This is a genomic window from Sphingomonas quercus (assembly GCF_018863195.1).
Classification (GTDB): Bacteria; Pseudomonadota; Alphaproteobacteria; order Sphingomonadales; family Sphingomonadaceae; genus Solisphingomonas; species Solisphingomonas quercus.
This window is the reverse complement of sequence record NZ_JAHKRT010000007.1, coordinates 1-12,868: the sequence shown is the minus strand read 5'-3', so window position 1 is coordinate 12,868 and position 12,868 is coordinate 1. Positions and strand designations below refer to the sequence as shown.

Sequence of the window (12,868 nt, the reverse complement as noted above, 5' to 3'; positions counted from 1 at the left end):
TTGGACTGCCTTGGGTCAGAGCGGGATATTGTCGTGCTTCTTCCACGGATTTTCGAGGTGCTTGTTGCGCAGCTTGCGCAACGCCAGCGCGATCCGCCGCCGCGTCGAATGCGGCATGATCACCTCGTCGATGAAGCCCTTGGATGCGGCCACGAACGGGTTGGCGAAGCGCGCCTCATATTCGGCGGTGCGTTCGGCGATCTCCTCCGGCGTCTTGCCGCGGAAGATGATCTCGACCGCGCCCTTGGCCCCCATCACCGCGATCTCCGCGGTCGGCCAGGCATAGTTGAAGTCGCCGCGCAGATGCTTCGAAGCCATCACGTCATAGGCGCCGCCATAGGCTTTGCGGGTGATGACGGTGATCTTGGGCACGGTCGCCTCGGCATAGGCGAACAGCAGCTTGGCGCCGTGCTTGATGATGCCGCCATATTCCTGCGCGGTGCCGGGCAGGAAGCCGGGCACGTCGACGAAGGTGACGATCGGAATCTCGAAAGCGTCGCAGAAGCGCACGAAGCGGCCTGCCTTGCGCGCGGAATTGATGTCGAGCACGCCGGCCAGCACGAGCGGCTGGTTGGCGACGATGCCCACCGTCCGCCCCTCGATGCGGCCGAAGCCGGTGATGATATTGGCGGCATGGCCGGGCTGGGTTTCGAAGAAATCGCCCTCGTCGACGACCTTCGCGATCAGTTCGTGCATGTCATAGGGCTTGGCGGCGCTGTCCGGGATCAGCGTGTCGAGGCTCGGCTCGATCCGGTCCCACGCATCCTCGGTCGGCCGCACCGGCACGCCGGTCTGGTTGGACAGCGGCAGGAAGTCGAAAAAGTCCCGCGCCGCCAGCAGCGCCTCGATGTCATTGTCGAAGGCGACGTCGGCGACGCCCGAGCGGGTAGTGTGGGTGACGGCCCCGCCCAGCTCTTCCTGCGTCACCACCTCGTTGGTGACGGTCTTCACCACGTCCGGCCCGGTGACGAACATGTAGGACGAATCCTTCACCATGAAGATGAAGTCGGTCATCGCCGGGGAATAGACGGCGCCGCCCGCGCACGGCCCCATGATCAGGCTCAGCTGCGGCACCACCCCTGACGCCAGCACGTTGCGCTGGAATACCTCGGCATAACCGCCGAGCGACGCCACGCCCTCCTGGATGCGCGCACCGCCGCTGTCGTTGAGGCCGATCACCGGCGCCCCGACCTTCAGCGCCATGTCCATGATCTTGCAGATCTTCTGCGCATGGCGCTCCGACAGCGAGCCGCCGAAAACGGTGAAGTCCTGGCTGAACACGAACACCAGCCGGCCGTTGATCGTGCCGGAGCCGGTGACGACGCCGTCGCCCGGAATATGCTGGGCGTCCATGCCGAAGTCGGTGCAATTATGCTCGACGAACATGTCGAGCTCCTCGAAGCTGCCCTCGTCGAGCAGCACGTCGAGCCGCTCGCGCGCGGTGAGGCGGCCCTTGGCGTGCTGCGCGTCGATGCGCTTCTGCCCGCCGCCGAGGCGGGCGGCGGCGCGGCGGCGCTCGAGATCGTCGAGGATGGTCTGCATAGCTCGTGCCGTCCCTAAGGTCTTGCCGCTCCTCCCTTCCCCGCCGGCGATGCCGAGGCAAATGTGGTTTTGCGAAGTTGCGAACCGCAGCTTTGTGAAATAGCCTGCGCGGGATGAACCCTCCTGCCCGCACCTTCGCCGGCGCCCGTGTGCGCGCGCTGCGGCTGAGCCTGCGCCTCGGCCAGGCGGAGATGGCGCGCCGCGCCGGCATCTCCGTCTCCTATCTCTCGCAGATCGAGACCGACGATCGTCCGCTGACCAGCGCGGTGGCCATCGCGCTCGCGCGCGCCTTCCCGCACGACTGGTCGCTGCCCGATGCCGAAGACGCCGCGCGCTTCCACGTCGCGCTGGCCGAGGCGGCGGCCGATCCGCTTTCCCCGGATATCCCCGACGACGCCGCGCTCGCCCGTGCCGCCGAGCAGCAGCCCGCGCTGGCCCGCCGCCTCGTCGCGCTCCACGCCGCGTGGCGGCGCGCCGAGGAGCAGTTGATGATCCTCGACGATGCGGTCGACAGCGGTGCCACCGGCAGCGCCCGCCTGCCCTGGGAGGAAGCGCGCGACTGGTTTCACGACGCCGGCAACTACATCGACACGCTGGACACCGCTGCCGAGGCGCTGGCCGGAACCATCGGCGGCGACATCGCGCGGCGCCTGCGCGAACGGCACGGCGTCGAGACGATGTGGTCGGACACGTCGGAGCCGGGCACGCCGCTGCGCCGCTTCGACGCGGTTCGCGGCGTGCTGACCCTGGATCGGGCGCTGCCGCGCGAGAGCGCCGCCTTCCATCTCGCCCACCAGCTCACCCGGCTTGAGCTGGCCGGCGAGATTGCCGCGATCGTCGCCGGGGCCGGCCTCAAATCCGAGGAGGCCCGCCAGCTTCTCTCTGTCGGTCTCGCCAATTATGCGGCCGGGGCGCTGGTCATGCCCTATGCGGCGTTCCGCGCCGCCGCCACCGCCACCCGCCATGACATTGATCGCCTGTGCCAGATTTTCGGGGTTTCCTTCGAGCAGGCATGCCATCGGCTGTCGACGCTGCAACGGCCGGGCGCGCGCGGCCTGCCCTTCCATTTCTGCCGGGTCGACATGGCCGGCAACATCACCAAGCGCCATTCCGCCACGCGCCTGCAATTCGCCCGCTATGGCGGCGCCTGCCCGTTGTGGATCGTGCACGAGGCGGTGGCGATCCCGGACCGCATCCTCACCCAGCTGGCCGAGACGCCGGACGGGGTGCGCTATGTCTCCATGGCCAAGGGGCTGGTGAAGCCGACCGGCAGCTTCGCCCGGCCGCCGCGCCGCTATGCGGTGGCGATCGGCTGCGAGGTCGCCCATGCCGGCGCGTTCATCTATGCCGACGGGCTGGACCTGTCCGGCGCCCGCGGCGTGACGCCGATCGGCGTATCGTGCCGCATCTGCCCCCGCGAGGATTGCGAGCAGCGCGCCTTCCCGCCCGCCGGGCGGCGCATCCTCGTCGATCCGGATGTCCGCACGGTCGTGCCCTATCGGACGGGCTGACCTTGTGTCCGGCTGCGGCCATGATAATCCGCGTTGAGGGGGTGAGGCCGATGATCGTCAATCTGTTGAACAAGCTCGCCCGCCGCGACATGCTGGATGAGCATGAGCGCGCGGTGCTGATGGCCGCGCCCGCCGGCACGAAGCAGTTCGGGCCTCGCCGCAACATCGTCCGCCAGGGCGAGCCGCTCACCCAGTCGATGCTGCTGCTCGACGGATTCGTCTGCCGCTATATCGATCTGGCCGACGGCAAGCGGCAGATCCTCGAATTCCATATGCCCGGCGATTTCATTGATCTGCAGGGCTTCCTGCTGAAATCGCTGGAGCATAATATGGCGTCAGTCTCGCCGGTGACGGTGGCGCTGGTGCCGCACACCACGTTGCGCCACATCACCGAGAACGAGCCGCACCTTACCCGGCTGCTGTGGTTCACGACCCTGATCGACGCCGCCATCCACCGGCAGTGGATCGTCTCCAACGGCCGCCGCTCGGCGATCGCCCGTGTCGCGCATCTGATGTGCGAGCTGGATACGAGGCTCGACGTCGCCGGGCTTTCCGACGGGAACAGCTTCTTCCTGCCGTTCACCCAGGCCGATATCGCCGACGCCACCGGCCTGACCTCGATCCACGTCAACCGCATGTTGCGGGTGTTGCGCGACGATGGCGTGATGACCTTCCGCGATGGCCGGGTGACGATCACCAACCGCCCCGCGCTGGCCGACATCGCCGAGTTCGACCCGGCCTATCTCTACCTGCACAGCGAACCGCGCTGACCTTCTCGTCATGCCGGAGGGTGTCGGGCGCTAATAATCCTTGCGGTAACGCAGGTTCACGCTCGATCCGCCGAAGCTCGCGGTCTGGGACAGGATGGACAACGCCCGGCTCAGCGCGATCTCCAGCTGTGTCGCGGTATAGCCGCGCGCGTCGGTGATCACCTCCACATAGATATTGTTGGTGAGATACTGGCCGGCCGCCAGCGCCGTGCCCCGCCCCGCGGTCTTGTCCTCGCCGAGAACGCGCAGCCGGTCGATGCCGGTGGCGGAGCGCAGCTTGCCGAGCGGGTTGAGCCCGCCGCCGGTGCCGCGCAGCGAGTTGAGCGCCGCGGCGAGCTGGATCGCCTGGGTCGGCGACAGCGATGTCACCGGACCGCCGAACAGCAGCCGGGCCATGATCTCGTCCTGCGGGAGCGCGGGGGTCGAGGTCAGCGTGATCTGCGGCGCGAGCGCGTGGCCGCCGATGACGATGGTGGCGGTGATGCTGCTGGCGTTGCTGTTCACCGTGGTGTTGGCCTCGATGTCGAGCAGCGGATCGGTCATCGGCCCGCCTTCGAACCGGATGATGCCGCGGGTCAGATCGAAGCGGCGGCCGGCGAAGCTGTAGGTGCCGCGGATCACCTCCAGCTGGCCGACCAGCCGCGGGTCGTCCGACGTTCCCGTCACCTGCAGGTTGGATTTCCACTCGGATTCCAGGCCCATGCCGGTGACGAACAGCTGGTTGTCGGCACGCACGCGGATGTCGAGCCGCCAGCGCGAGGGCAGCGACGAGGCTTCCTCGGCCACCGGCTCCACGCCCTTGCGGTGGACCCCGGTCAGCTCCGGCACCTCGGCGGCGCCCTGGCGGATGATCTGGTAGCGCGCCTCGGGGATATTGAGGTCGCCCTTGATGAGCGCGGTGGTGCCGCGCCGGCTGGTCACGGAAAGCGTGCCCGACACCGTGCCGCCAAGCGCGTCGGAGCGCGCCAGCTGGGCGCGGTTGAGCGTGGCGTTGATGTCCATCGGGAAACCGCTCGCCGCATCCAGCCCGATATTGCCGCGCGCCGCGATCGAGCCCTCGCCGGCCTTGGCGGTCAGCGAGCTGACCTCCAGCCGCGACTGGGTGAAGCGGCCGCGCAAGGCGAGGTTGGTCAGGGTCGTGCCATAGGCCTCATTCTCGTAACGCAGGCTGTCGGCGCGGATGACCCCGTTCAGCTGCGGCTGATCGAGCCGGCCCGCGAAATCCGCCGCTACCGCGATCGGCCCGGCGACGGTCTGTCCGGCAACCCCGGTCAGCGACCATAGCAGCTCGGAGGGGCCGTTATAGCGGATGCCGCCGGAAAGCGGCGCCGCCATCAGCCGCTCGCTCCACGGCGCCTCGCCCGGCGCCACCGGGCCGAGGCGGGCGAGCACGCGCCCGACCACGCCGCCACCACGCCGCGCTACGGCCCGCAGGTCCGCCCCGCCCTCGCCCAGCGTGGCGAGCACGGCCATGTCGACCGGTGCCGAGACGGTGGCGATGCCGGAGCGGGTGATGCCCTTCAGCGTCAGCCGGGCGGTCATCTGCGGCGCGGCATCCCCCTGGGCGGCATAATCAATGCTGCCGGACGCCTTGCCGCCCAGCCGCAGCCCCGGCGCGAACGCCTGGCTTAGTGACAGATCGAGATTGTCGAGCACCGCCTTGGCCGTGGTGCGGGCGCCATAGCTGCCCTCGATCCGCACCTGGCCCTGCGGCAGCACGATCGTCGCCGGCGCCATCCGCCAGTCTTCGCCGGTCTTTCGCACCTCCACCGGGGCGGCGAGGCGGAAGGCGACGTCGTTGGCCGAGCCGCGGAGATTGGCGCGCACCAGTTCCGGCGTCATCTCCGCCTGTCCGGCCAGCGTGAACGGTACCCCGCTGACGCCGCGCCCGGCGAAGGCGACGTTACCGCGCCCGTCCTGCCAGCGCAGCCGCGCGCGCAGCCGGCTGAGCAGATTGCCCTCGCGCCGCACATTGGTGAGGGCGACATCCCCGCTCACGGTCGGTCCGGTATCGTTGAGGACCATCGTCCCGCGGATAGCGCCGCGCTCGATGGTGATCGGCGGCTGACCGGGGATGCTGGCGCCATTGGCACGCAAATCGGCATCGGCGCGCTGATACCGGCCCTCGGCGGAGAGACCGACCGCGCCGGTCAGCCCCGGCCCGGCGATCGTCACCGTGCCGGCGAACGGCCCCGCCGGCAGCTGGGTCAGCCGCCCTTTCAGGTCGATGCCGGCGACATGGACATTGGCGATGTCGATGGCGAGCGGCGTGCCGGTGCCGATGGTCAGCGCGGTGGTGAACGGTCCATAGTCGGACTGGCCCCGCGCGTTCACCGCGTAACCGCTCGGCACGCCGCGCAGCTCCGCCTCCAGATCGCGCAGGCCGAGGCCGACGCCCGGCCGTGCGGCCTTCAGCGTCACCAGCGGCCTTGCCACCGTGCCGCGCGCGACGACGGCGAGCGGGCCATATTGCTTCGACACCGCCTGTGCGGAAAAGGCGATGCGGCCGTCCGACAGGCGATAGCTGCCCTGGCCCTGCGTCACCCGGAATTGCGGCGCGTCGAGACGCAGCCGCTCGACGGTGACGCGGCCATTCTCGTCATAGCCGACGATGGCGGTGGTCACCGCCTGCCCGCCGAGAAAGCCCTGCACGGATGCATCGTCGAGCCGCCGCGTCACCGCGCGGACATGGCCGCGAATGCCGAAGCCCCCGCGCGGCCCGGTCACCAGCCTGGCGTCGGTGACGAGGTTGATGCGGCCGAGCCCGTCGACCTGATAGTCGTTGACCCGGCCCTTCAGCGCGCCGGTATATTTGCCATGGGCGATGTCGGCGATGAGGATCGCGGTCGCATCGATGCGGTCCGAGCGCAGCTTGAGGTCGTCGGACAACAGCCGACCCGCCGACCATGCCAGATGCCCGTCCGCGCGAACATTGGTGAGCAGGCCGCCCGCCGCCGCATTCAGCCCCGTCACCCGCCGCGCCGTCATCGACACCGGGATCAGGATGCGGTCGGCGTCGATCGTCGCCCGCCCGCGCGCCGTCACCTCCTCCAGCCCGGTCGCGCCGAAACCGAGGGCCGCTGCGCGCAGCGTATAGTCGATCGTCGGCGTCGCCATCGGCCCGTCCAGCACGGCGTCCAGCGTCACGTCGCGGCCACGCGCCTCGTCGGCGATGGCGCCGGGCCTGAGCAGCTTCGCCACCAGCCGCAGGTTGCCGAAGCGGCTGGCACCAAGATCGACCAGCCCGCGCGCGCTGACCGTCGCCGCGCCGGACCGCGCGGCGGCGGTGAGGTCCACCTTGCGATCGGCCAACGCCGCAGTCAGATCGAGATCGACGTTCGGCTGGGCCAGCCGCGCCGCCGGGCCGCTGAGCAGGCTGCCCGCCGTCAGCGGACCCTTCACCGTGAAAACGCCGTTGCGGCCGGTCACGGCCAGCGCCGCCAGCTCGTCGCCGCCGGCCGTGGCATGAAGCTGGCCGCGCCAGCTGGACCAGTCGCCGGTTCCGTTGATGCTCAGGCCGAGCGGCTTGCCGAGTGCGGCATAGCTGTCGACCAGCCCGCCCGCCGGCGCATCGAGCTTGGTGCTGATCACCAGCCGGTTTTGCTCTGGAACGGCATCCAGCATCAGGGTCAGCCGATCGCCCCCGGCCAGCCCCGGCGCCTTGCGGGCAAAGGCATCGGCAGTGATCCGCGCGCGCCCGTCGGCGATGTCGGCCGAGCCCAGCATGCGCAACGAGTGCCGCCGCCCGGTCACCGCCGGGGCGATGTCGAACTGGTCGATCGCCAGCCGGCCGACGACGATGTCGATATCCGGCAGCAATGGCGCGTTGGGATCGGTCGGCACCGTCTTGGTCTCGGGCACGCGCAGCAGCGTCATCTGCCCGGCCCACAGCGCGCGCACGTCGACCTTGTTGTGGAGATAGGCGAAGGGCCGCCAGTCGAGGTTGATTGCCGGCGCCGTCAGGAAAATGCCCCTGGGATCACGCAGCGCCACGCTGCGCAGCGTCATCCGCCCGTAAAGGGAGCCTTCGATCCGCCCGACCGTCAGCTTCAGGCCGGACTGCGTCTCATAGCCGTTGATCTGGTCCGCGACGAAGCGCCGCCCCGGCGAAGTGTTGAGCCCGAGCACCACCGCCAGCACCAGTAGCGCCAGCGAGCCCACCGCGATGCCGCCCCATTTGAGGATGCGGCGTGCCATCAGAAGGCCTGCCCGATCGAGATATAGACGGCGACCCGACTCTCGCCGCGCTGCCGGGCGAGCGGCGTCGCCACATCGATGCGCATCGGCCCGAAATTGGTATAGTAGCGCGCGCCGATACCCGCGCCGTAGCGCATGCCCGAGATGGACGGGGTCGACCCCTCGCCCACCCGCCCGGCATCGAGGAACGGCACCACGCCGAAATTGCCGAAGCGATAGCGCGCCTCGACCGCGAACTCGGTGAGCGAGCGCCCGCCGATCGGATTGGCATCGAGATCCTTGGGGCCGAGTTCCTGATAGCCGAAGCCGCGCACCGAGCCGCCGCCGCCGGCGTAGAGGCGCCGGGAAGGCGCGATCGAATCCCGGCTCGCGCCGTTGATCATGCCCAGCCGCGCCCGCGCCGCCAGCACCAGCCCGTCCATCAACGGGCGATAGGTGCTGGCGTCGAACTGCATGCGGACATAGCCGTCGAAGCCGGCACTGGTCTGCTTCTGCGCCTCCGGGCTGATCCGCGCCGACAGGCGAAAACCTCGCGTCGGGTCGAGCAGGCTGTCGGAGCGGTCATACCCCACCTGCAAGGGAAGCGCCGCGATGATGTAGGTGCCGCGATCGCGGGTCAGAAGGTCGCTGCCGGTGGCGCGCTCGCGGCTGGCGATCAGCTCGCCGCCAAGCGAATAGGTCCAGCGTTTCTGCCACAGCGGCGTGCTTTGCCGCGACAGGCTGGCGCCAAGGGTCAGCGTCTCGGCATCATAGGCGTCGTAGCGCTGGCGGGCGACCTCCGCCGAGGCCTGGAAAGTGCGGTCGCGCTTGCCGAGGTCGGAGCGGCGGAAGGTGCTCTTGACGCTTTGCTGCTGGGTGCCGGCGACGCCTTCCAGGATCAGCGCCCCCTCGGGCGGGAAGAGGTTGCGGTGGCTCCAGCTGCCGGTGATCTTCAGGCCCTCGCCGGTGCCATAGCCGCCGAGCACGGACAGGCTGCGCCACGGCCCGCGCACTTCGCGGACGAGCAGGTCCACAGTCTCGGTGCCGTCCGGGCCGGGGGCGTTGGTGCGCACCGGCTCCACCGAAACTGTCGAGAACAGGCTGGTCGCGATCAGCGCCTGGCGCAGATCGTCCACCTCGCGGCTGTCATAGACCTCGCCGGACTTGAAGCGGGCGAAGCGGGCAACCCGCCGCGCATCGAGGATCGGCTCGCCCTCGACGCGGAAACCGCCATAGCTCGCGCGAGGACCGGGCTCGACGGGCAGCGTGTAATCGCCGCTGTGCGTGGCCTCGTCGAGGGCGATGTCGCGCGGGCCCAGCCGGATGAAGGGATAGCCTTGCTCCGGCAGGTGCAGCGCCACCTGGGCCTCGGCATTCTCCACCGCCAGCGCCTGCAGCGGATCGCCGCTCTTCAGCGCCAGCGCCTTGAGGACGAGACCCGGGGGCGCCGTGTCCGGCCCGGTGACGGCAATGGTGCCCAGGGAGTAGCGCGTGCCCGGCGCCGCAACGATCGCGACGCTGACCTCGCCGGGCTTGTTCGCCGTCGGCGTGATCGTCGCCGAGGCGGTGCCGTCATAATAGCCCTCGGCGCGCATCATCCGCTCGGCGAGCTTCACGTCCTCGTCGGCGCGGGCCTGCACCTGGGTGGCGTTGGTGGTGTCCTTGCGATCCTTGTAGAGCGAGGCGAGGTCGCGGAACTCGTCCTCCAGCCCGATCGGCTTGAGACCGCTCACCGTCACCGAGTAACGGACCAGGCTCGCCGCCTCGTCCTTCACCTCCGGCGGCGCCTCCGGCGGCACGGTGTCGAAGGTGGCGAGCGGCGGCAACGGCTCGGACAGCGCGGGATCGGCCGGCGCGGCCGGCACAGCCGGGGGCGCCGCCGGATCGGGCGGGACGGGATCGAGCGGCGGCAGCGCCTGCTGGAACAACGGATCGTCGAACGGATCGTCCTGCGGCGCCGGCTGCGCCTGCGCATGCGCGCCGCCCGCGATTGCGAGCAGCGCGGCACCCGCGCACAGAATTGAGATGTCCCCCTTCACGCCCATGCCAACGCGAGGCCCCCGCATCGGTTGCAGCTATTCGGCCCGATAGGAGGGCGGCCTGCCACAAGCCGCCCGTGCCCATCTCACCACACTTTGATGCGCTGATCCGGCGGCAGGTAGAATTTGGTGCCGGGCTTCACGTCGAACGCCTTGTACCAGTCGTCATTGTTGCGCACGACATAGGGGCGCCAGTCGCCCGGCGTGTGCGGATCGGTGGTCAGCCGTTCCAGCAGGGCCGGCTCGCGCATCTTCTGCCGCCACACCTGCGCGAAGCCGAGGAAGAAGCGCTGCTCCCCGGTGAAACCGTCAATGACCGGCGCGGGCTTTCCTTTCAGCGAGCGGATCCACGCATCGTGCGCCACGAACAGGCCGGCGAGATCGGCCATGTTCTCGCCGAGCGTCAGCTCGCCGTTCACATGATGGCCCGGCAGCGGCATATATTCGGCATATTGCTTGACGACGCGGTCGGTGAACGCCTTGAAGCGCGCCACGTCCTGCGGCGTCCACCAGTCGGCGAGCTTGCCGGTCTTGTCATATTTGCGGCCCTGATCGTCGAAATGATGGCTGATCTCGTGGCCGATGACGACGCCGATCGCGCCATAGTTGATCGCCGGATCGGCATTGGGATCGAAGAAGGGCGGCTGCAGGATCGCGGCCGGGAACACGATCTCGTTCATCGGCGGGTTGGCGTAGGCGTTGATCGTCATCGGCGTCATGAACCACTCGCCGCGATCCACCGGCTGGCCGAGCTTGGCGATGTTGCGATCATATTCGAACGCCGCCGCGCGCTCGGCATTGCCATAGGCGTCGCCACGCACGACCCGCAGCGCCGCATAGTCGCGCCACTTGTCCGGGTAGCCGATCTTGGGAGTGAAGGCGGCCAGCTTCTCGCGCGCCTTCTGCTTGGTCTCGGGCGCCATCCAGCTGAGGTTGGCGAGCCGATTGTCCATCGCCGCGATCAGGTTGCGCACCAGTTCGTCGGCGGCCGCCTTCGCCTCGGGCGGGAAATATTTGGCGACGTAGAGCTGGCCGACCGCCTCGCCCATCGCATTGTTGACCTGATTGACGCCGCGCTTCCACCGCTCCTGAATCTGCGGCTGGCCGGACAGCGTGCGGCCGCGGAAATCGAAATTGGCGTCAACGAACGCCTTGGACAGCACCGGCGCGCGATCGACGATAATGTGAAAGGCCAGCCAGTCCTTCAGCGTGTCGAGCGGGGTATCGGCGTAGATCCTGGCCATTCCCGTGAAGGCGCTCGGCTGCTGGACGACGAACGCGCTCTGGCCGTTGAGCCCGGTGGTGGCGAACAGCGTCGCCCAGTCGAAGCCGGGCGCCTTCTGGGCGAGTTCGGCCGGTGTCCACTTGTTGTAGATCTTGTCGGTGTCGCGGCTGTCCGCGCGCGACCATTGCACCTCGGCGAGCTTCTTCTCGAAGGCGTAGATGCCCTGGGCCTTCGCGGTGGCCGCCGCCTCCGGGGTGCCGGCCAGCACCAGCATGCGCGCGATATGGGCGATATATTTGTCGCGGATCTCGGCGAAACGGGGATTGTCGACGACATAATAGTCGCGATCCGGCAGGCCGAGGCCGGATTGGCCGAGATAGGCGATATAGCTATCGGGCGCCTTGATGTCCTGGTCCACGCCCATGTCGAACAGGGTCGGCCCCTGCGCGCGCATCTCCTGGCCAAGCAGGCGCACGAAGCCGGTCTTGTCGGTGACCGCGTCGAGGCGGGCGAGATCGGCCTTGAGCGGCGCGGCGCCCTTCGCCTCGATCCCGGCCTCGTCCATGAAGCTGGCGAAATAATCGCCGACCTTCTGGCCGTTGCCCGCCGGGTTGTTGGCGGCGAGCTCGATGATCTCGCGGGTGCGCGCCTGGGACAGGTCATCGAGCACGACGAACATCCCGTAGACCGAGCGATCGGCGGGGATCTCGGTCTTGTCGGCCCATGCGCCATTGGCGAAGCGATAGAAGTCGTCGCCCGGCTTCACCGACCGGTCCATGCCCGACACGTCGAGGCCGAAGCTGCCGAGCTGCGGGCGGCCGGTCTGCCCCTGCGCCGTGCCGGCAATCAGCGCGGCCAGACCGGCGCCGAGGAGAATTGCTGTCTTCATGACAAAAGCCATCCGTATGAACTGTGTATGCTCGGTGTGGTAGGGCAATGACACGGTCCCGGTAAAGCCCCGCCCGAGCGATGACTGGCGCGGCGGGCCTGCATGCGGCACAAGGCCGGCACGCGATTCCCATGGGGCTCCGACAATGATCGACCGTCTCTTCCTCGCCCACCCGCGCACCGTCGGCGAAAGCTACGGCGCGCATTTCCGCACCGCGCTGGGCTTCGGCACGGCGATGGTCGCGGGCGGCCTGGCGTGCATCGCGCACGCCTTCGTGCCGGCGCTGTGCGTCCGTACGGGCAGCGACACGGTCAAGCGCCTCTATGGCAGGATGAAGGCCCGTCAGCCGGCTTTCCGCGACGCCGCACCGGCCTACAGCGAACCGCAGTGGCAACTTGAGTACGAGATCTGATCGATGGCCAGCCTGTCCCGTTTCCCCCGCCGCCGCTACACGCTGGCGCCGACCGCGATCGAACGCATGGAGCGCCTTTCTGCCCATCTCGGCGGGCCGACGCTGTGGATCAAGCGCGACGACCAGACCGGGCTGACCGGTGGCGGCAACAAGACGCGCAAGCTCGAATATCTCGTGGCCGATGCGCTGGCGCAGGGCGCCGACACGCTGATCACGGTCGGCGCCGTCCAGTCCAACCATTGCCGCCTCACCGCTGCCGCGGCGGTGCGCGAGGGGCTGAAATGCCGGCTGGTGCTGGAGGAGC

The 12,868-nt window shown here is 69.0% G+C and carries 8 protein-coding genes; 4 read left to right on the top strand and 4 right to left on the bottom strand.

The features are described 5' to 3' along the window. Positions 1-15: 15 nt before the first annotated feature. Positions 16-1,542, bottom strand: coding sequence for an acyl-CoA carboxylase subunit beta (locus tag KOF26_RS13070; RefSeq protein WP_216325687.1), 1,527 nt, complete (start codon positions 1,540-1,542; stop codon positions 16-18). Between the two features lie 113 nt (positions 1,543-1,655). Here KOF26_RS13070 and KOF26_RS13065 point away from each other — a divergent pair, with 113 nt between their 5' ends. Next, the gene (locus tag KOF26_RS13065) at positions 1,656-3,053 is read left to right on the top strand and encodes a helix-turn-helix domain-containing protein (RefSeq protein WP_216325683.1); all 1,398 of its coding nucleotides are present in this window, start codon (positions 1,656-1,658) and stop codon (positions 3,051-3,053) included. A gap of 20 nt (positions 3,054-3,073) precedes the next feature. Next, positions 3,074-3,823: a Crp/Fnr family transcriptional regulator gene (locus KOF26_RS13060; RefSeq protein ID WP_253201432.1), complete on the top strand. Its 750-nt coding sequence runs from the start codon at positions 3,074-3,076 to the stop codon at positions 3,821-3,823. 30 nt (positions 3,824-3,853) lie between these two features. On the opposite strand, the gene KOF26_RS13055 is transcribed toward KOF26_RS13060, so the two are convergent. Genes KOF26_RS13055 through KOF26_RS13045 form a run of 3 tightly spaced genes read right to left on the bottom strand, consistent with a single transcriptional unit; the run spans position 3,854 to position 12,152 of the window. Beyond that, positions 3,854-8,020, bottom strand: a complete 4,167-nt coding sequence (locus tag KOF26_RS13055) for a translocation/assembly module TamB domain-containing protein (protein ID WP_216325681.1) — start codon at positions 8,018-8,020, stop codon at positions 3,854-3,856. Next, positions 8,020-10,065, bottom strand: a complete 2,046-nt coding sequence (locus KOF26_RS13050; protein ID WP_253201431.1) for an autotransporter assembly complex protein TamA — start codon at positions 10,063-10,065, stop codon at positions 8,020-8,022. The genes KOF26_RS13055 and KOF26_RS13050 overlap by 1 nt, the downstream gene beginning before the upstream one ends. Before the next feature lie 59 nt (positions 10,066-10,124). Then, complete coding sequence (locus tag KOF26_RS13045) at positions 10,125-12,152, bottom strand: M13 family metallopeptidase (RefSeq protein ID WP_216325678.1); 2,028 nt, start codon at positions 12,150-12,152, stop codon at positions 10,125-10,127. A gap of 145 nt (positions 12,153-12,297) precedes the next feature. Here KOF26_RS13045 and KOF26_RS13040 point away from each other — a divergent pair, with 145 nt between their 5' ends. Both KOF26_RS13040 and KOF26_RS13035 read left to right on the top strand, forming a co-directional pair. After that, positions 12,298-12,564 (top strand): DUF6356 family protein, encoded by a 267-nt coding sequence (locus KOF26_RS13040; protein WP_216325675.1) that lies wholly within the window; start codon positions 12,298-12,300, stop codon positions 12,562-12,564. 3 nt (positions 12,565-12,567) lie between these two features. After that, positions 12,568-12,868: pyridoxal-phosphate dependent enzyme (locus KOF26_RS13035; RefSeq protein WP_216325673.1), on the top strand; the 301-nt coding region annotated here is incomplete at its 3' end.

What these genes read in the sequence shown, in the direction of transcription:
- KOF26_RS13070 (WP_216325687.1), bottom strand. Translation starts at nt 1,542, where the DNA reads ATGCAGACCATCCTCGACGATCTCGAGCGCCGCCGCGCCGCCGCCCGC.
- KOF26_RS13065 (WP_216325683.1), top strand. Translation starts at nt 1,656, where the DNA reads ATGAACCCTCCTGCCCGCACCTTCGCCGGCGCCCGTGTGCGCGCGCTG.
- KOF26_RS13060 (WP_253201432.1), top strand. Translation starts at nt 3,074, where the DNA reads ATGATAATCCGCGTTGAGGGGGTGAGGCCGATGATCGTCAATCTGTTG.
- KOF26_RS13055 (WP_216325681.1), bottom strand. Translation starts at nt 8,020, where the DNA reads ATGGCACGCCGCATCCTCAAATGGGGCGGCATCGCGGTGGGCTCGCTG.
- KOF26_RS13050 (WP_253201431.1), bottom strand. Translation starts at nt 10,065, where the DNA reads ATGCGGGGGCCTCGCGTTGGCATGGGCGTGAAGGGGGACATCTCAATT.
- KOF26_RS13045 (WP_216325678.1), bottom strand. Translation starts at nt 12,152, where the DNA reads ATGAAGACAGCAATTCTCCTCGGCGCCGGTCTGGCCGCGCTGATTGCC.
- KOF26_RS13040 (WP_216325675.1), top strand. Translation starts at nt 12,298, where the DNA reads ATGATCGACCGTCTCTTCCTCGCCCACCCGCGCACCGTCGGCGAAAGC.